Source organism: Actinomadura vinacea (assembly GCF_039532545.1).
GTDB classification, from domain to species: Bacteria; Actinomycetota; Actinomycetes; order Streptosporangiales; family Streptosporangiaceae; genus Spirillospora; species Spirillospora vinacea.
Genome location: NZ_BAAARW010000012.1, coordinates 673,663 through 692,394 on the forward strand (window position 1 = coordinate 673,663; position 18,732 = coordinate 692,394).

The 18,732-nt window shown below is 73.7% G+C and carries 15 protein-coding genes; 6 read left to right on the forward strand and 9 right to left on the reverse strand.

Annotation, left to right across the window (positions count from 1 at the left end; all coding sequences use genetic code 11):
- Window positions 1–20: 20 nt before the first annotated feature.
- Window positions 21–968 carry a sulfite exporter TauE/SafE family protein gene (locus tag ABD340_RS18460; protein ID WP_344590214.1) on the forward strand — a complete coding sequence of 316 codons (948 nt, stop codon included), beginning with the start codon at window positions 21–23 and terminating at the stop codon, window positions 966–968.
- Between the two features lie 78 nt (window positions 969–1,046).
- Window positions 1,047–2,474 carry a sensor histidine kinase gene (locus ABD340_RS18465; RefSeq protein ID WP_344590215.1) on the forward strand — a complete coding sequence of 476 codons (1,428 nt, stop codon included), beginning with the start codon at window positions 1,047–1,049 and terminating at the stop codon, window positions 2,472–2,474.
- Between the two features lie 30 nt (window positions 2,475–2,504).
- Here the strand turns inward: ABD340_RS18465 and ABD340_RS18470 are convergent, their stop codons facing one another.
- The 6 genes from ABD340_RS18470 to mfd form a co-directional block, all read right to left on the reverse strand.
- The gene (locus tag ABD340_RS18470; protein ID WP_344590216.1) at window positions 2,505–2,708 is read right to left on the reverse strand and encodes a hypothetical protein; all 204 of its coding nucleotides are present in this window, start codon (window positions 2,706–2,708) and stop codon (window positions 2,505–2,507) included.
- A gap of 23 nt (window positions 2,709–2,731) precedes the next feature.
- Window positions 2,732–3,673 (reverse strand): NADP-dependent oxidoreductase, encoded by a 942-nt coding sequence (locus tag ABD340_RS18475; RefSeq protein ID WP_344590217.1) that lies wholly within the window; start codon window positions 3,671–3,673, stop codon window positions 2,732–2,734.
- A 104-nt stretch (window positions 3,674–3,777) separates the two neighbouring features.
- Window positions 3,778–6,222, reverse strand: coding sequence for a penicillin-binding protein (locus tag ABD340_RS18480; protein ID WP_344590218.1), 2,445 nt, complete (start codon window positions 6,220–6,222; stop codon window positions 3,778–3,780).
- A gap of 67 nt (window positions 6,223–6,289) precedes the next feature.
- Complete coding sequence (locus ABD340_RS18485) at window positions 6,290–7,270, reverse strand: MazG family protein (protein ID WP_344590219.1); 981 nt, start codon at window positions 7,268–7,270, stop codon at window positions 6,290–6,292.
- Between the two features lie 3 nt (window positions 7,271–7,273).
- Entirely contained in the window at window positions 7,274–7,939 is a 666-nt protein-coding gene (locus ABD340_RS18490; protein ID WP_344590220.1) for a SurA N-terminal domain-containing protein, read from the reverse strand.
- 177 nt (window positions 7,940–8,116) lie between these two features.
- Window positions 8,117–11,755 carry a transcription-repair coupling factor gene (gene mfd, locus ABD340_RS18495; RefSeq protein ID WP_344590221.1) on the reverse strand — a complete coding sequence of 1,213 codons (3,639 nt, stop codon included), beginning with the start codon at window positions 11,753–11,755 and terminating at the stop codon, window positions 8,117–8,119.
- A 206-nt stretch (window positions 11,756–11,961) separates the two neighbouring features.
- Here mfd and ABD340_RS18500 point away from each other — a divergent pair, with 206 nt between their 5' ends.
- Window positions 11,962–12,537 (forward strand): TetR/AcrR family transcriptional regulator, encoded by a 576-nt coding sequence (locus ABD340_RS18500; RefSeq protein WP_344590222.1) that lies wholly within the window; start codon window positions 11,962–11,964, stop codon window positions 12,535–12,537.
- Window positions 12,534–14,147, forward strand: coding sequence for an MFS transporter (locus ABD340_RS18505; protein WP_344590223.1), 1,614 nt, complete (start codon window positions 12,534–12,536; stop codon window positions 14,145–14,147). Before ABD340_RS18500 ends, ABD340_RS18505 begins: the two co-directional genes overlap by 4 nt.
- Before the next feature lie 17 nt (window positions 14,148–14,164).
- Here ABD340_RS18505 and ABD340_RS18510 read toward each other — a convergent pair whose 3' ends face one another.
- From ABD340_RS18510 to ABD340_RS18520, 3 genes are read right to left on the reverse strand one after another with little or no spacing between them, the layout of a single operon-like run.
- On the reverse strand, window positions 14,165–14,596 hold the full coding sequence (locus ABD340_RS18510) for an FAD synthase family protein (RefSeq protein ID WP_344590224.1): 432 nt from the start codon (window positions 14,594–14,596) through the stop codon (window positions 14,165–14,167).
- On the reverse strand, window positions 14,593–15,384 hold the full coding sequence (locus ABD340_RS18515; protein ID WP_344590225.1) for a CDP-alcohol phosphatidyltransferase family protein: 792 nt from the start codon (window positions 15,382–15,384) through the stop codon (window positions 14,593–14,595). The genes ABD340_RS18510 and ABD340_RS18515 overlap by 4 nt, the downstream gene beginning before the upstream one ends.
- Window positions 15,381–15,824, reverse strand: a complete 444-nt coding sequence (locus ABD340_RS18520) for an adenylyltransferase/cytidyltransferase family protein (RefSeq protein ID WP_344590226.1) — start codon at window positions 15,822–15,824, stop codon at window positions 15,381–15,383. The genes ABD340_RS18515 and ABD340_RS18520 overlap by 4 nt, the downstream gene beginning before the upstream one ends.
- 401 nt (window positions 15,825–16,225) lie before the next feature.
- Here ABD340_RS18520 and ABD340_RS18525 point away from each other — a divergent pair, with 401 nt between their 5' ends.
- Both ABD340_RS18525 and cysC read left to right on the forward strand, forming a co-directional pair.
- Window positions 16,226–17,077, forward strand: a complete 852-nt coding sequence (locus ABD340_RS18525) for a class I SAM-dependent methyltransferase (RefSeq protein WP_344590227.1) — start codon at window positions 16,226–16,228, stop codon at window positions 17,075–17,077.
- 148 nt (window positions 17,078–17,225) lie between these two features.
- Complete coding sequence (gene cysC, locus ABD340_RS18530; protein WP_344590228.1) at window positions 17,226–18,722, forward strand: adenylyl-sulfate kinase; 1,497 nt, start codon at window positions 17,226–17,228, stop codon at window positions 18,720–18,722.
- The last annotated feature ends 10 nt before the right edge of the window (window positions 18,723–18,732 follow it).

Below are 18,732 nucleotides of genomic sequence, written 5' to 3' on the forward strand. Positions count from 1 at the left end.
CACCCCTGGTGGTGAAGCCCGTGCGCAAACTCGTCCTGCTCGCCCTCGTCGGCCTGGGCGCCCAGCTCGTCGACGGCAGCCTCGGCATGGCCTACGGGGTCACATCGACCACGCTGCTGCTGGCCATCGGCACCAACCCGGCCGCGGCCTCGGCCACCGTCCACCTGGCCGAGATCGGGACCACGCTGGTCTCGGGCGCCTCGCACTGGCGGTTCGGCAACGTCGACTGGCGGGTCGTCGCCAAGATCGGCATCCCCGGGGCGGTCGGCGCCTTCGCCGGCGCGACCTTCCTGTCCAAGCTGTCCACCGAGACCGCCGAGCCTGTGATGTCCATCATCCTGCTCGCGCTCGGCGTCTACATCCTCGTCCGCTTCACCGCCTGGGGCCTGCGCAAGGACCAGCTCGGCAAGCCGCTGCGCAAGCGGTTCCTCGGCCCGCTCGGCCTGGTCGCCGGATTCGTCGACTCCACCGGCGGCGGCGGATGGGGGCCCGTCGGCACCCCCGCCATCCTGGCCAGCGGACGGCTCGAGCCGCGCAAGACCATCGGCTCGGTCGACACCAGCGAGTTCCTCATCGCCGTCGCCGCCAGCCTCGGATTCCTGGTCGGCATCGGCTCCGAGGACATCGACTACGGCTGGGTCGCCGCGCTGCTGATCGGCGGCGTGATCGCCGCCCCGATCGCCGCCTGGCTGGTGCGGCACGTCCCGCCGCGGGTGCTGGGCAGCGCGGTCGGCGGCATCATCATCCTCACCAACACCCGCACCCTGCTGCGCGGCGACTGGATCGACGCGCCCGACGGCGTCCGGTACGCCTTCTACGCCGTCATCTACGCCGTGTGGGCCGCGGCGCTGGCCTACTCCATCCGGCAGCACCTCGCCGAGCGCGGCCAGGAGCCGCCCGCCGCCGAGCCCGCCGTCCCCGCCGACCAGGCGCCGCCCGACGCCGACAAGGCCGCCGCGTCCACCTGACCGCCGCCCGTCGCGAGCCCCGCCGAGGTTTACCCTCGGCGGGGCTCCCTTTTACCCGCCCCGGGGAACGCTTCTCCGGTGGGACGCGACCGGGCTGCGGCCAGGACCCCGTGGGCACGCCGCGGCGGGCTGCTCGACCCCGCGATCCGCGTCCGGACGACCGCCTGGGCGGTGCTGGTGGCCGGGGTCCTCGCGGTCGCGCTCTGCATCGGTGTGCTGGTGCTGCTCCGTCAGCACGACGTGCGGGACACGAAGGGGGACCTGGCCAGATCCGGCAGCCAGATCGTCCGGCTCATCCAGGTGGGCCGGCTCGTCCCGCGGCTGATCTCCGTGGAGCTCATCCAGGTCGTGGACGGCCGGGGCGTGATCGTGAGCACGACCAACGGGATGGCCGGTTACCCGCGGGTCGACTTCCCGCCGCCCGATCCGATGCTCACCAGGCGGGAGGGGCGCAGCTGCGACATCGAGGCACCCGACGGGCCCTGCTACCTGGTGGTCGTCTACAGGGTCGAGAGAGGCCCGTACGGGTACCTGGTCTACGCCATGGCCCCCGAACCCGGCCTGATACCGAGTCCTCGCGGGGCCTTGCTGGCGTTTCTGTCGATCCCGCTGCTGATGCTGCTGGCGGGCTACGTGACCTGGCAGGCGGCCGGGCGCGCGCTGCGCCCCGTAGAGGAGATCCGCGCCCGACTGGACGAGATCACCGCCACCGACCTCCAGCGCCGGGTACCGGTGCCCGACCGCAACGACGAGGTGGCCCGGCTCGCCGAGAGCGTCAACGCCACCCTGGACCGGCTGGAGGGCGCGGTCGCCAGGTTGCGCAGCTTCGTCTCCGACGCCTCGCATGAGCTCCGCAGCCCCCTGACCGGGCTGCGGATGGAACTGGAACTGGCGCTGTCGGACCCGGAGCGCCCCCCTGACCAGTACGAGACCCTGGAGGCGATCCTGGTCAACGCCGAGCGGCTGCAGGCCGTCCTGGACGACCTGCTGGCCATCTCCCGCCTGGAGTCCGACCCGCGGATCGCCATGGAGGAGATCGACCTCCAGGCGCTGGCCGACCAGGAGGTGCTGAGCCGGCCGCGGCGGTCCCGGTTCACGGTGACCGGCGGCGAACCGGTGATCGTCCGCGGCGGCCGGTCGGAACTGGCCCGGCTGCTGACCAACCTCCTCGACAACGCCGACCGGCACGCCGAGAGCGAGGTGACCGTCACCGTCGGCCTCGTCCCGCACGCGGGCGCCGCCGACTCGCCCCGCACCGCCGTCATCGAGGTCTACGACGACGGCCCCGGCATCCCGCCCGCCGACCAGGAACGGGTCTTCGAACGCTTCACCCGGCTCGCCGAATCCCGGCACCGCGACGCCGGCGGCACCGGCCTGGGCCTGGCGATCGCCCGCGACATCGCCATCGCACACGGCGGATCCCTCGTCCTGACCGGACGCCCGGACGGCAGACCCGGCGCCAGATTCGTCCTCCAGCTGCCCGCATCTTCTGGCGAGCCGCGTTGATCTAAGTGGAGGCCCTGGGGAACACGACGATCACTCGCCCAGTTCTTCCAGTAGGCGGTCTCGTTCGGTTTCCAGGGCCTCCAGTTGGGCGGCGTGCTCCTCGCGGGCCACGAGGTCCTGGCCGGCGTCGCCGTAGTCCTGCGGGTCGTCGGAGCGGTCGCCCAGCTCGCCGCGCACCGTCGCCAGGGTCTCCTCGATCTGGCGGAGCCGGGTCCGCTTCTCCTCTTCGCTCATGGTCGCCTCCCCCTGCAACCGCCTCAGGGACGGATCACGGTCTTGCCACGGATGCTGCCCGAACGGCTGCGCGCGATCGCGGCGGGCGCCTCCGCCAGGGGGATCTCCTCCGCGACGTCGACCGCCATCTCGCCCTTGCCCACCAGGTCCACGGCGCGTTCGAGCAGCTCCAAGGTGGGGGTGTACTCAAGGTTGACGCCGCGGAGGTCCTGGGCCGCCATGGCGTCGGGGTTCAGCGCCCACACCGTGCTGATGTACACGCCGCCGGGGGGCAGCAGCGCGGCCAGCCGCTCGGCCGCCGCCCGGTCGCCGACCAGGTCGATGATCGCGTCCACGCCGTCGCCGCGGAGCGCCCGGACCTGCTCGTTCAGATCGCCCGCGGTGTGGTCGACGGTCTCGGCCGCGCCCAGCTCCCGCAGCCGTTCGGCCAGATCCGGCTGGGCGGTGGCGATGACCGTGGCGCCGCGGGCGGACGCCAGCCGTACCACCGGCCGGCCGACGCCCCCGGTGGCGCCGACGACCAGGACCGAGCGGCCCGGCTCCAGATCGGCCTCGTCGAGGATGGCCAGCGCGCTCATGCATGGGGTCGGCAGCGCGGCGGCCCGGCTGTAGAGGAGGCCCTCCGGCATCGGCATCACGGCGTCTTCGGGGGACGCGATCGTGTACTCGGCGTAGGTGCCCAGGCCGCGCGGAACCCCGAAGAACCGGCCGAAGACCTGCTCGCCCACCGGGAACCGGGCGCCCTCGCCGACGGCGTCGACCACGCCCGCGCCGTCCACGCCCATGACCAGCGGGAAGGTGTGCGGCACCGAGTCCTTGAGCATCCCGTCGGCGATCTTCCAGTCGAGCGGGTTGAGCCCGGCCGCGACCATCTTGACCAGTGCCTCCCCGGGCCCGGGTGCCGGCACCGGAAGGTTCATCGGCACCGGCGCGGCGCCGAGCTCGGCAATGGCGATGGCACGCATGACGATCTTCCCCGCTCCCCTGGACGGGTCCCCCGACGGCCCCGTACCGCCGAAGGATCTACCCGGCCGCCGGACCCGTCACACAATCATGCCGGTCATCGCCCTCAATCCGCGGGACGCTGGACCGGCGGGATCGTCGGGATCGGGAGCTGCGGCCCGCCCGGTCCGCCCGGGCCGGGCGGGCCGGACGGCTCCGGGGTGCGGGGCGGCGCCGCGTCGTCGCCCTTGCTGGGACGCAGCGTGACCGTCCCGCCCGGCTCGGCCCGGCCGGGGCCGGGGGACATCTCGGCCACGCGGCCGCGCGGGTACTCGCCGGACTCGACGGCCGCGCCGATCCGTGCCCTGAAGCCGGCGGACCGGAGTTTGGCGATCGCCTCGGCGACCTCCAGGCCGCGCACGTCGGGCAGCTCGACCCGGTCCTCCCCGGAGCCCTTGCTGAAGTAGTGCGAGGGCGGCCGGTGGAAGCCGGAGGCGGGCCGTCCGGCCAGCGCGCCGACCATGCTGTCCCGCCAGATCGGCGCGGGAATGGTGGCGCCGAACACCGGGCCGTAGCAGCGGCCGTCCATGCACAGGCTGGTCATCGGGTGGCGGTAGCCGCCGCGCGGGTCCCCGACCCAGACGGCCGCGGCCAGGTCGGGTGTGTAGCCGGCGAACCAGGCGGCGGAGAAGTTGTCGACGGTGCCGGTCTTGCCGGCGGCGGGCCGGCCCAGGCCCATGCCGCGCGCGGTGCCCTTGGTGAGGACGCCGCGCAGGACGTGGTTGACGGCGTCCGCGACGCCCTTGTCCAGCACCTGCCGGCAGTTGGCGGACGGCACCTTCAGCCGCTTCCCCGCGGGGTCGGTGATCTGCTTGATGGCGATCGGCTCGCAGTGCCGGCCGCGGGCGCCGAACGTGGCGTACGCGGCGGCCAGCCGCAGCGGCGAGACCTGGTTGAACCCGAGCGTGAACGACGGGTACTGCTCCATCGGCTTGCCGTCGGCCTGCCGCATGCCCAGCCGCTCGGCCATCTTGACCGTCTCGCAGAGGCCGACCTCGCGCTCCAGGACGAGGAAGAAGGTGTTCACCGAATGGTGCGTGCCGGTGACCAGGCTGAACCGCTTGCCGCCCTCGCCGTCGGCGGAGTTGCGCAGCCGTTCGCTGCTCTTGAGCGGACGGCCCTCGCAGTCGCGGAACCCGGACGGGGTGAAGGCGCGCGGCGCCATCAGCCGGGTGCCGAACGGCATGTCGTCCTCCAGCGCGGCCGCCAGCGTGAACGCCTTGAAGGTGGACCCGGCCTGCATCCCGATGCTGGAGCCGTGGCTGGCGTCGGCGGCGAAGTTGATCCAGGTCTTGCCGCGTTCCTTGTCCGAGCCCAGCCGCCGGTCGACGGCCATGCCCTTGATCTCGCCGGTGCCGGGTTCGACCAGCGCCTCCGCGGCGGCCTTGCGGGCGGAGTTCTTGCGCGGCACGTGCCGGTCGACGGCGCGCTGGGCGGCCTTCTGGGTCCTGCGGTCGAGGGTGGTGCGGATGGTGAGCCCGCCCCGTTTCAGCAGCTTCTCGCGTTCCTTGGCGGTGGCGCCGAAGACGGGGTCGGTGAGGATCTCGCGCTGGACGTAGTCGCAGAAGAACGGGGCCGTGCTGGTGACGCAGCCGCTGGGGGTCCGGTGGACGCGCAGCCCGAGCGGCCGGCGGAGGGCGGCGGACTCCTCGGCGCGGGTGATCCAGCCCAGCTGGGCCATCCGCCTGATGACGGTGTCGCGGCGGTCCTTGGCGGCGCCGGGACGGCGTTCGGGGTCGTAGGCGTAGGGGTAGCGGATCACCCCGGCCAGCAGCGCCGCCTCCGGCAGGTTCAGCCGGGCGGCGGACTTGGAGAAGAAGTACCGGGAGGCGGCCTCGATGCCGTACGCGCCGCCGCCGAAGTAGGCGATGTTGAGGTAGCGGGCGAAGATCTCGTCCTTGGAGTAGCGGCGTTCCAGCGCCGCCGCGTACCGCAGTTCGCGGACCTTGCGGGCGGCCGTGACCTCCTTGGCCGCCCGCTGCTCCTCCGTCGACTGCGACGTGGTGAGCAGCAGGTTCTTCACGTACTGCTGGGTGATGCCCGAGCCGCCCTGGGTGACCTGGCCGGAGTCGAGATTGCTGACCAGCGCCCGCAGCGTGCCCTGGGCGTCCAGGGCGCCGTGCTCGTAGAACCGGCTGTCCTCGATGGCCAGCACGGCGCGGCGGGCGATCGGGGCGACCTGGTCGATCCGCACGTCGATCCGGTTCTCGTAGTAGAAGGTCGCGATGGTGCTGCCGTCGGCGGCCAGGATCCGGGACCGCTGCGGGACGCCGGCGGTGTCGAGGTCCTCCGGTTCGCTCTGGAACCAGTGGGCCGCGTCGCGGGCGCCGACCCCGGTCAGGCACATGGCCGGCAGCGCGACCAGCGCGACCAGCACGCCGGCGAGCACGCTGAGGCCGCCCAGCCCGCGGATGACCCGGGCGCGGTCGGCGCCGGCGGGCCGGCCGGCCTCGGCCGCGCGCCAAAGTCCCGTGGAACCGTCCTCGGCGTCGTCCTGAGCGTCAGCCAGCACGGGCTCAGCGTAGACAAGCCGCACCCGGCGGACCACCCAAACAGCGATCTTCCGGGCGCCCGCCGCCTTATCCGGTGTTCCGCTCCTGTTCCCAGGCTTGGACACGGTCACGGAATACCCGGGAGACCGCCCGCAATTCCGCCTCCGGGTCCAGCCCTCGGTCCTGCGCCTCCCGGACGAGCGCGAAGAGCCGTTCCGCGACGCCGTCCCCGGCGGGCGCCAGGTCCTCGGGGGCGCCCTCCCGGGCGGCCCGCCGCTGGAGCTGGGCGGCCAGCGACAGCGCGGGCTGGCCCATCGGCACGCCGTCCAGCGCCGAGGGCGCCGTCCCGTCGCCGGCCTCGGCCTTGGCCGCCCGCTCGGCCGCCTTGATCTCCTCCCAGTTGGCGTTGACCTCGTCGGCGCCGGACACGGTCACGTCGCCGAACACGTGCGGGTGCCGCCGGACCAGCTTGTCGACGATCCCCGCCGCCACGTCGTCGATGGTGAACGCGGTCTCGTCGGTGCGCTCGCCCGCCACCACCGAGTGGAAGGCCACCTGCATCAGCACGTCGCCCAGCTCCTCGCGGAGCGCGCCGTAGTCGCCCTCCTCGACGGTCTCGGCGACCTCGTAGGCCTCCTCCAGCAGGTACCGGACGAGGGAGGCGTGGGTCTGCTCGGCGTCCCAGGGGCATTCGCGGCGCAGCGTGTCCATCACCGAGACCAGGTCGAGCAGGCGGGCGCCCGGCAGGTCGTAGGAGCCGTGCAGCACCTCGATGTCGAGCGGGTCGCCGACCGCGATCTCACCGACGCGGCGCATCAGCCGCTCGTCGCCGTCCGGCGCGGCCAGCCACACGACCGGTTCGGCGCGCGCCGCGTCCACCAGCTCGCGGGCGTCGGGCGCCGTCACCTGGACCTCGACCCCGGCGTCCAGGAGGTAGGGCAGCAGCGGGTGGTCGGCCGCCCCGGCCAGCACCCGCCCGGCCGAGCGCAGCGCCTCCCACGCCCTCCAGGTCAGCAGGCCGGGCGCCACCCGGTGGGTGGTCGCCAGCAGGATCAGATTGGCGTCCATGGCTCAGCGGGTACCCGACTCGGGGGCGGACAGGCGGGCGGTGACGGGGCTGATCGAGACCCGGTTCGGGTCGAAGGAGCCGAACCGCGGATTGATCTTGATCTTCATCTTCCCGGCGGTGCCGGTGAGGACGGCGTCGACCCGGGCCTCGGCCGCCATGCTCTGCGGGCTGCGCGGGTCGTCGGTGCCGCCGAACCGCTTGCCCAGGTCGAGCTCCACGGCCACCAGCCGGGCCACGTCCCGGGTGTAGCGGGCGGGCAGCCCGACGGCGCGGACGGTGGACGCCGCGCCGCCGCTCTGGTTCATGTCGTCCACGATCTGGTCGACCCGGCCCGCGGAGACCGGGAGGTTCTGCCGGCGGGCGACCTCGTCGGCGATCCGGAACCGGACCAGCAGGTCGAGGGCGCGGCGCAGATCGGTCTCCGACAGCGGCTCGGCCGTGCCGCCCTGCCCGAAGCTGCCCGGGTCGGCCCGCATCCGGTTGGCCATCGGGTCGGCGCGGAACTCGCGCTGCCAGTCGCTGACGGCCCCGTTGAGGGTGGAGACGGCGATGCGCTCGTCGCCGACGAGGGCGGCGGAGCCCACCTTCATCTCACCGCCGCCGCAGCCCGCCAGCGCGGCGGCGGCCACCGCCGCGGCGGCCACGGCCTTGATCGTTCTACCGGACACGGATCCTCCCATCTCGTCGGGCTGTGTTTTTGCAATCCCGGCCCAGGGCACTCGCCTGGCGGCTCGCACCCTGACCGTGCTTGGTGCGAGCGCGACATCGCTTCGCGATCTGCCCGGTGAAGCTCGCCTCCGGCATCGCCTCACCGGCCAGGTAGCGCACTCGCGCGGTACCCGAGGTTACTTCGAGACAGGCCCTGGGCCCATGGTGCCGCCGGGCGGCTCCAGGAACAGGGCCTCGACCAGGTCGGCGGCCCATTTCAGCAGTTCCATGTCGCGCAGCGGGCGGCCGCCGAGCGGCGCCGTCTTGGGCGTGGGCACCAGCAGCGTCTTGACGTTCTGCTTCAGCACGTTCCTGGGGTAGAGCCGCTGGAGCCGCACCTGGCGGGACTCGGGCAGGTCCACCGGCGAGAACTTGACGAAGTTGCCCTGCAGGGTGACCTCGGTGAGGCCCGCCTTCCGGGCCCGGACCCGGAACCGGGCGACCTCCAGCAGGTTGAGCACCGGCACCGGCAGCGGCCCGAACCGGTCCTTCAGCTCCTCGTGCACCGCGCCGATCTCGTCCTCGGAGGTGATCGCGGCGATCCTGCGGTAGGCGTCCAGCCGCAGTCGCTCGCCCGGGACGTACTCGTGCGGCAGGTGCGCGTCCACCGGCAGCTCGACCTTGGTCTCCGGCATCTCCGGGACGCCCTCGCCGCCCTCCTTGAGCTCCCGCACCGCCTCGCCGACCATCCGCACGTACAGGTCGAACCCGACGCCGGCGACGTGCCCGGACTGCTCGGCGCCCAGGATGTTGCCGGCGCCGCGGATCTCCAGGTCCTTCATGGCCACGTACATGCCGGCGCCCATCTCGGTGTGCTGGGCGAGGGTGGCCAGCCGCTCGTGCGCGGTCTCGGTCAGCGGGACCTCCGGCGGGTACAGGAAGTAGGAGTAGGCCCGCTCCCGGCCCCGGCCGACCCGGCCGCGCAGCTGGTGCAGCTGCGACAGCCCGTACATGTCGGCGCGGTCGACGATCAGCGTGTTGGCGTTGGGCACGTCCAGCCCGGACTCGACGATCGTGGTGGCGACCAGGACGTCGTAGTTCTTCTCCCAGAAGTCCACCATGACCTTCTCGAGCTCGTGCTCGTTCATCTGGCCGTGCGCGGTGGCGATCCGCGCCTCCGGGACCAGCCGCGCCAGGTTCGCCGCGACCTTGTTGATCGAGCGGACCCGGTTGTGGACGAAGAACACCTGCCCCTCGCGCAGCAGCTCGCGGCGGACGGCCGCGGCGATCTGCTTCTCCTCGTACGGCCCGACGAAGGTGAGGATCGGGTGCCGCTCCTCCGGCGGGGTGAGGATGGTGGACATCTCCCGGATGCCGGTCAGGCCCATCTCCAGCGTCCGCGGGATCGGGGTGGCCGACATCGCCAGCACGTCGACCTGCGTCCGCAGCCGCTTCAGCTCCTCCTTGTGCTCGACGCCGAAGCGCTGCTCCTCGTCGATCACGACCAGGCCGAGCTCCTTGAAGCGGGTCTGCGCGGACAGGATGCGGTGCGTGCCGACGACCACATCCACCGAGCCCTCGGCCAGCCCGCGCAGCGTCTCGTCGATCTCCCCGTCGGTCTGGAACCGGGAGATCGGCTTCACCACGACGGGGAAGGCGCCGAACCGCTCGGAGAAGGTCGACAGGTGCTGCTGCACCAGCAGCGTGGTCGGCACCAGCACCGCCACCTGCCGGCCGTCCTGGACGGCCTTGAACGCGGCGCGGACCGCGATCTCGGTCTTGCCGTAGCCGACGTCGCCGCAGATCAGCCGGTCCATCGGGACGGGCTTCTCCATGTCCTCCTTGACCTCGTCGATGGCGGCGAGCTGGTCGGGGGTCTCCACGTACGGGAAGGCGTCCTCCAGCTCGCGCTGCCAGGGCGTGTCGTTCCCGAAGGCGTGGCCGGGGCTGGCCATCCGGGCGGAGTAGAGCCGGATCAGCTCGCCGGCGATCTGCTTGACCGCCTTGCGCGCCCGGGACTTGGCCTTCTGCCAGTCGGCGCCGCCGAGCCGGTGCAGGCTCGGCGCCTCGCCGCCGACGTACCGGGTGAGCTCCTCCAGCTGGTCGGTGGGGACGAACAGCCGGTCGCTCTTGGCGTACTCCAGGATCAGGTACTCGCGGGTGGCGCCCTGGACGGTGCGGCTGACCATCTCCACGTAGCGGCCGACGCCGTGCTGCTCGTGCACGACGTAGTCGCCGACGCGCAGCTGGAGCGGGTCGACGCCGCCGCGCCGCCGGGACGGCATCCGCCGCATGTCCTTGGTGGAGGACTTCTGCCCGGACACGTCGGCCTCGGTGACCACGGCGAGCTTGACGCTCTCCCAGGTGAAGCCGTTCTCCAGCAGGCCGGTGGTGACGTTCACGACCGCGGTCCTGGGCGGCCGGTCCAGGTCGGTGAGGGTGGCGCCCAGGCCCTCCTCGCCGACGAGCTGGACGAGCCGTTCGGCGGGCCCGTGGCCGGGCGTGACCAGGACGACCCGCCAGCCGTCGTCGATCCAGCGCTTGAGGTCGCCCATGACGCGGGCGGTGTCGCCGCGGTACGCCTCGGCGGGCTGCACGCCCAGGTTGAGCACGTCCACCGTGTCATCCAGCGCCGTGTTATTCAGCGCCGTGCCGTCCAGTGCCGTGCCGTCCAGTGGGGACGCGTCCTCGGCGCCTCCCGCGCCGAGGGGATTCAGCGCGGTGACCGTCCAGCGGGGCAGGCCCAGCTCGGTGCTGTGCAGCCGGACCTCCTCCAGCGAGCGGAACGCGGCGGCGCCCAGGTCGATCGGGGCCTCCCCGCCCGCGGCGGCGGTCACCCAGCTGGCCTCCAGGAACTCCTGGCTGGTGCGGACCAGCTCGACCGCGCGGGTGCGGATCCGCTCCGGCTCGCACACCAGCAGCGCCGAGCCCGCCGGCAGCAGGTCGGTGAGCAGTTCCATGCGCTCGGCCAGGACGGGCGAGAACGCCTCCATGCCCTCGACGGTGTCACCGTCGGCGATGCGGGTGAGGATCTCCTCCAGGGCCGGGTGCCGTTCGGCCAGCAGCCGGGCGCGCTCGCGCACCTCGGGCGTCAGCGGCAGCTCGCGGCACGGCGGGGCCCACAGCCCGTCCTGCGCGATCTCGAGGGAGCGCTGGTCGGCGGCCTTGAAGTAGCGGATCTCCTCGACGGTGTCGCCCCAGAACTCCACCCGCAGCGGGTGCTCCTCGGTGGGCGGGAAGACGTCCAGGATGCCGCCGCGCACGGCGATCTCGCCGCGCTTCTCGACCAGGTCGACGCGGTGGTAGCCGGCCTCGACCAGGCGGTGGACGGCGTCCTCCAGGTCGGCGTCCTCGCCGCCGCGCAGCCGTACCGGCTCCAGGTCGGCCAGGCCGGACACGATGGGCTGGAGCACGGCCCGGACGGGGGTGACCACGACCTCCAGCCGTCCCGACTTGCCGGGCCCCGCGGCGCCGTCGCCGGCGGCCTCGGGGTGGACCAGGCGGCGCAGCACGGCCAGCCGCTGCCCGACGGTGTCGGAGCGCGGCGACAGCTTCTCGTGCGGCAGCGTCTCCCAGGCCGGGAAGTGCGCGACCCGCTCCGGGTCGAGCAGGCTGGTGAGGGCGGCGGCCAGGTCTTCGGCCTCACGGCCGGTAGCGGTCACCGCGAGCACCACGCCGCCCGGGTCGCGCTCGGTCAGCGCGCGGCTGAGCGCCGACGCCATGATCGGCCACACCGCCGGCGGCGCCACCACGTCGTGGTCGACGCGTACTTCTTTGAGTGCGCGCTCCAGTTCAGGCCCGGAACACGCCAGATCAACAAGTCCAGAAAGCGTCATCTTCGCCCGCACACTCAATTCCCGCCGGGCGGGCGCCCCGCCGGTCGCGAGGCAGCCCGAAGAACCGGTGATCTCTCCAGATCCCGGTGCTGTACCAGACTACGCGCCCCGGACGGGCGCCGCGTGGCGGTCCCCGGGCGGGCCGTTTGCGTCGGACATGTATCGTTTGCGACGAAGTTGTCTCATAAGAAACAGAGTTGACGCACATGGCCGACGAAGAGACCATCCTCGCCGCCGCCACACGGCACCTGAACCGGCACCACACGGCCTCGATGGGCGACCTCGCCAAGGGGATCGGGGTCAGCCGGGCGACCCTGCACCGCCACTTCGCCACCCGGGAGACGCTGCTGCACACGATCGCCCGGCGCGCCCTCGACCGCTGGGAGGCCATCCAGGACGAGGCCGGGATCGAGGCGGCCGCCGCGTCCGGCGACCCCGCCGCGCTCGACACCGCCCTCCGCGCGCTGCTGCGCGGCTTCCTCAATGTGGTCGACGAGCACGGCTTCGCGCTGACCGTGCACCTCATCGCCGACCTGCCCGCCCTGGTCGAGCGCGGCGAACGGCTGGAGGACCGCGAGATCGCCTTCTACGCCGCGCTCCAGCGCGCGGGGATGCTGCGCGCCGACCTGCCCGCCCGGTGGATCAGCGGCGCCCTGTTCGGCCTGCTGGTCGCGCTGCGCGACCGGCTGCTGCGTGGGGACGTGGCCCCGCGCGACATCGAGCGCCTGCTGTTCACGACGTTCTTCGACGGCTTCCGCCCGGCGGCGGAGGAGACCTCATGACGCGCCTCTCCGACGGCGGCCTCGGCTCCCCCGCCACGGCCGGCGGGCCCTCCGCCCCGTCCGGCCGGCCGCCCGCCGCGCCGTCCGCCGTGCCGCCCGCGCACCCGCGGCGCTGGGCCGGGCTGGCCGTGCTGTCGGCCAGCCTGCTGCTGATCGTGATGGACATCACGATCCTGAACGTGGCGCTGCCCGCGCTGTCGGCCGACCTGCGGCCGGACTCGGTGCAGCTGCTGTGGATCCTGGACGTCTACTCGCTGGTGGTGACCGGCCTGCTGGTCACCGTGGCCGCGCTCGGCGACCGCTTCGGGCGGCGGCTCATGCTGATCAGCGGGTTCGCCGTGTTCGGGCTGGCCTCGGCTGCCGTCCTGCTCGCCGACGGCCCGGGCGAGGTCATCGCGGTGCGGGCGCTGCTCGGGATCGGCGGGGCGATGATCATGCCGTCCACGCTGTCGATGATCCGCCACCTGTTCACCGAGCCGAAGGAGCGCGCCACCGCCCTGGGCGTCTGGGCGGCGACCGCCGCGGTCGGCTCCGCGCTCGGCCCCATCGTCGGCGGCGCGCTGCTGGAGCACTTCAGCTGGCGCTCGGCGTTCCTGGTGAACGTGCCGGTCATGGTGGTCGCGGTCGCCGCCGCGCTGTGGCTGCTGCCCGAGTCCCGCGCGCCCCGGCCGGGCCGCTGGGACGCGGTCGGCACGGTCCTGTCGATCGTCGGCATGGTCGCACTCGTCTATGCGATCAAGCACTTCGGCAAGGACGGGCTCGGCGACACCGGCGCGCTGGTCGCGGCCGGGATCGCCGCCGTGGCGCTGCCCCTGTTCGTCGGCTGGTGCGCGCGGACCCCGTACCCGATCCTGGAGGTCCGGCTGTTCCGCGACCGTGCGTTCTCCGCCGGCGCGCTGACCGCGCTGTGCACCAGCCTGGCGGTGGCCGCCGTCATGCTGCTGCTCGCCCAGTGGATGCAGCTGGTCGAGGGGTACGGCCCGCTGGAGACGGGCGTCCGGCTGCTGCCCGCCGCGGTCGGCGCCGCGATCATGGCGCCCGCCGCGCCCGCGCTGGCCGCCCGGATCGGCGCCCGGAGCGTGCTGGCCGGCGGGCTGGCCGTCAGCGGCGTCGGCTACCTGGTGATCGTCCTGGGGCCGCGGCCGCTGTCGTACCTCGCCGTCGCGGCCGCGCTGGCGCTGACCGGCGCCGGGATGGGGGCGCTCGCCATCGCCTCGGCGGTGATCATGGTCGGGGCGCCGCCGGAGAAGTCCGGCAGCGCCGCCGCGGTCGACGAGTGCAGCTACGAGCTGGGCGCCGCGCTCGGCGTCGCCGTCCTGGGCAGCGTGGCCGCCGCCGCCTACCGCGGCGACCTGCCGCCGTCCTGGCTGGCGGAACGGGGCGTGACCGGCGCCGCGGCCGTGGACGCGCGGGAGTCGCTCGGCGGGGCGATGGAGGTCGCCGCGCAGGCGGGCGCCGCCGGGGCCGAGCTGGCCGCACGCGCCCAGGCCTCGTTCACGGCCTCGCTGGAGGGGGCGAGCCTGGCCGGCGGGGCGCTGCTGCTCGCCGCCGGGCTGCTGGTGTGGTTCCTGACCCCGAGCGATCTGGACATCTCCGACTCAGACCACTGAATCCTCGGACCGCGGTCTCAGGAGCCGGTGATCAGGCGGCGCAGCGCGGTGCTGGAGGTGTGCACCGTGTAGGGGAAGTAGACCACCCGCACGCCGCGGGCACCGAGATCGGCCTCCAGCCGGTCGCCCTTCTCGGTGCCCTTCCAGTCGTCGCCCTTGAAGAGCACGTCGAAGCCCAGCCGCTCCCACATGACGACCTTGTCGCTGGAGACGTCGGTGACGACCTCGTCCACGCACGCCATGCCGCCGACGATCGCCAGCCGCTCGGCCAGCGGGACGATCGGCGGCCGCCCCTTGGCCTTCTCCAGCACCTCGTCGGTGACCACCCCGGCGATCAGGCGGTCGCACTCGGTCCGGGCGCGCTTGAGGATGTTGAGGTGGCCGATGTGGAACATGTCGTAAGCGCCCGGCACGTACCCGACGACAGGCCGGCCCCCCTGCGCGCTCACCGCGGCACCGGCACGCGGTCGGCGGAGGCGGGCGCGTCCAGCGCGCCGACCTCGCGGAACCACTTGACCGAGGCGGCCATCAGGAACAGCAGGTTGCCCAGGAAGATCAGCCCGTACAGCGGCTGGAACACCGCGGGGAGCCCGATCAGCAGGAAGGCCACGCACAGCAGCCCGTAGTCGGTCGGGATCACCAGCAGCGAGCGCAGCGTGGACGGCGCGGCGGCGGGCGGGGCGGGGGCGCCGGTCGCGGCGCGGTGCGCGCGGGCCAGCAGGTCCTTGAGGATCATCCCGAAGAACATCACCGCGGCCACCACGGTGAAGCCGACCGGGACGAGCAGGTAGGCGGCCCGGTCCAGGTCGCCGAACCGGTACCAGGAGACCAGCACGGCCAGGTGCAGCGCGGAGATCTTGGCGCTGTCGACCATGTGGTCCAGGTACTCGCCGGACTTGGAGCCGCCGCCGCGCAGCCGGGCCAGCTGGCCGTCGGCGGCGTCGAAGGCGTACCCGACGACCAGCGCCAGGCACACCGCCGCGCCCAGCCAGGGCGCGGGGTCGACCAGCGCGATGAGGGCGATGCCGGTGAAGGTGAACGCGGCGCTGATCGCGGTGACCTGGTTGGGCGTCAGCCCGACCACGTACGACGCCGCGGCCAGCAGCCGGCCCAGCTTCCGGTTGACGAAGCGGGAGTAGGCGGGGGCGCCCTTGGCGCTCTTCTGCGCGGACGCGAGCCGGGTCAGCGCGGCGCTGAACCGGCGCGGCGGCGGGGCGGGGGCGGCGGGGGCGCTCACGCGACCGACGTCCTCGGGCCGGAGCCGTGCCGGGCGCCGCGCAGCGCGCCCCGCAGTACCGGGCTGCCGGTCTCGGCCAGCCCGTCGAAGCGCACGACCCGCACGCCGGTGCCGGCCAGGGCGCGCTCGGCGTCCCCGGCCGCGAAGCCGTCCGGGGCGCCGGTGAACAGCCGGTCGAAGGCCAGCGACCGCCACGCGCGGTGCAGGCCGGCCTCGCCCAGCGGGACGACGTCGGCCACCTGCCGCACGTTCGCGACGATCTCCATCCGCTCGATCAGCGGGACGGCCGGGCGGACGCCGTGCAGCTCCGCGGCGAGCTCGTCGGTGAGCACGCCGGCCACGAGCCGGTCGCACCCGGCCGCGGCGCGGCGCAGCAGATCGAGGTGCCCGACATGGAACAGGTCGAACACTCCTGGCGAGTAGCCGACCACGCCCTGCATGTATTCCCCCTGAAAAAGCGCAAAGGCCGACATGGCGGCGCATCCGGCCTATCCGGCCTATCTGACCTACGGAATCAGGCGTACGTTAGCAGCTCTCAATTCACCTGAAGTAACACTTGCGTCCGCCGGTTGGTATCGACCGGTTTGGCCCCCGGCCACGGAAACGACCATGGCCGGAAGGCGACACGTCACTTGCCGAGAATGGACAAATGGAGGACAGTCCGCAGTCGCACGATTACTCTGCGAGAGCAGGTGTGTCGGATCCGTGACCGGCCCCCCGCAACGCAGTGTCGCCCAACCGCAGTGTCACTCGAACAACCGCGGTGTCACTCGAACGCCCAGTGTCACTCGAACGCAGTGTCGCCCCCCGACGGTCGACCATCCGGAAAGGAGCGGGTCGCATGATCGGCTCGATGAGGGGACTCCCGCGCCGCGCGGCGGTGGGGCGGGTCGCCGACGCGCATCCGGCTCCGCTGGAGGCCGGCGACCTGTGCTCCGACCGGGCACGGCGGTACGCGCACGACCGGCCGCTGCAGCGCGTGCACGTGCTGGAGGCCGGGTGCGGCTGGGGCCGGGGCCTCGATCTGGGCGGCCGCGACCACCAGGCCACCGGCGTCGACCGGGACGCCCCGGCGCTGCGCGCGCACACCCGCGCCCGCGCCGACCTGGATGCCTGGCACCTGGGCGACCTGCGCACGGTGCCGATGCCGCCGCGCGCCTACGACATCGTGCACGCCCCCTTCCTGATCGAGCGGGTGCCGCACGCCGAGCTGGTCCTCGACCGGTTCGTGGCCGCGCTCAAGCCGGGCGGGCTGCTGCTGGTGCGGCTGCGCGACCGCGACTCCGCCTTCGGGTTCCTCGACCGCCGGCTGCCCCGCTGGCTGCGGGAGCCGCTGTGGCGCGGGCTGGGCCGGCGCGAGGCGCTGCGCCCCGTCCCGCGGGACCCGGCGGCCACCTCCCCGCGGCCGGAACCGGCCGCGGCCCGGCAGCCGGCCCCGCCGCCCCGGGCGGTCTACGAGCGGGTCGCGTCCCGCCAGGGCATGCGGTGGTACTGCGCGATGCGCGGCCTGGTGATCAGCGAGGAGTACGTCTCGTCCGACGGCCCGGACGCGCTCGGGGCTGCGACCGGCCGTCCGGTGTGGCTGCTCTGCCGGCTGGTGGCGCTGCTGAGCGGCGGCCGGTTCAGCGCCCGGCACAGCGAGGTGACGCTCGTGATCCGCAAGCCCGAGAACCGGTTCGCCCGTGTCATCTGAGCCGATCTGAGCCGATCTGAGCAGCCGATCCGGGCGGCCGCGCCCGCGCCGAGGTGCGCGCACCGGCCTCCGGTCGGTATTTTTCTGCGGAAACCCCTGTTGACCTGGACCAGCCCGGTAGCGATGCCGGGCGGGATCGGAGACCGCGGTGACCGCCGAAGCCGGCCTTCCCGACACACTGCGCGACCTGCCCGCATGGAGCCCGTCCGCGACCGAGCTCGCCGACCTGGAGCTGCTGCTGGCCGGCGTGTACCGCCCGCTGGCCGGGTTCCTCGGCTCGTACGACACCGCGATGGTGATCGCGGGCGGACGGCTGGCCGACGGCACCCCGTGGCCGGTGCCGGTCACGCTGGAGGTGCCCAAGGAGCTGACCGCGGACGAGCGGATCGTCCTGCAGGACCCGGAGGGCGTGCCGCTGGCGGTGCTCGACGTCGCCGAGGCCTGGCAGGACCCGACCTCCCAGGGCTGGCGGCTGGCGGGCACCCTGGAGCCGCTGCGCGCGCCCGCGCACGGACCGTTCCACCGGTTGCGCCGCCGCCCGGACGAGATCCCTCCGCGGGAGGGGAACACGCTGGCGGTCGCGACCCGCGAACCGCTGCACCGCAAGCAGCTCGGCCAGCTCCGGCAGGTCGCCGAGCGGCTGGACGCCCGGGTGCTGGTCCTGCCGCTGCTGGCCGGCCGGCACGACGAGGCGCTGGTGCGGGCGCTGCTGGCGGTGCGCAAGGAGCTGCCGGAGGGCACCGAGGTGGTCCCGGTGCCGCTGCCCCTCCGCGACGCCACCGGTGCGGGTTCCAGCGACGCCGCCCGCCGCGACCTGCTGCTGCGCGCGCACGTCGCCGCGGCCTACGGCGCCACGCACCTGCTGGCCGCGGAGGAGGCCGAGGGCACGGCGGTCCCGGTAGCGGTGCCCGAGCCGTGGGCCTACGACGCCGACGTTGAGGTGTGGCGCCCGGTCGCCCGCATCGAACCCGACCACGTCCAGGCCGAGCTGACCGCCGAGCGGCTGGAGGAGCTGCTGGACGCCGGCGAGCCGATCCCCGACTGGTTCACCCCGCCCGCGGTCGCCGCCGAGCTGGCGGTGGCCCGTCCGCCCAAGCACGAGCGCGGCCTCACCGTCTTCTTCACCGGCCTGTCCGGTTCCGGCAAGTCCACGGTGGCGCGCGGCCTGGCCGACGCGCTGGTCGAGCGCGGCGGCCGTACCGTGTCGCTGCTGGACGGCGATGTGGTGCGGCGGCTGCTGTCGGCCGGGCTGACCTTCTCCAAGGCCGACCGCGACCTGAACATCCGGCGGATCGGATTCGTGGCCGCCGAGGTCACCCGGCACGGCGGGGTGGCCATCTGCGCGCCGATCGCCCCGTACGCCGCCACGCGCGCCGAGGTGCGGCGGATGGTGCGCGCGGCGGGCGACTTCGTGCTGATCCATGTCGCGACGCCGCTGGAGGAGTGCGAGCGGCGCGACCGCAAGGGGCTGTACGCCAAGGCGCGGGCGGGGCTCATCCCCGAGTTCACCGGGATCTCCGACCCGTACGAGGAGCCCGACGACGCCGATCTGGTGCTGGACACCTCCCGGCTCTCCCCGGACGAGGCCGTGGCCGAGGTGCTCGACCTGCTGGCGGCGGGCGGCTGGACCCGCACCGGCGCCTGAAGCCGCGCCG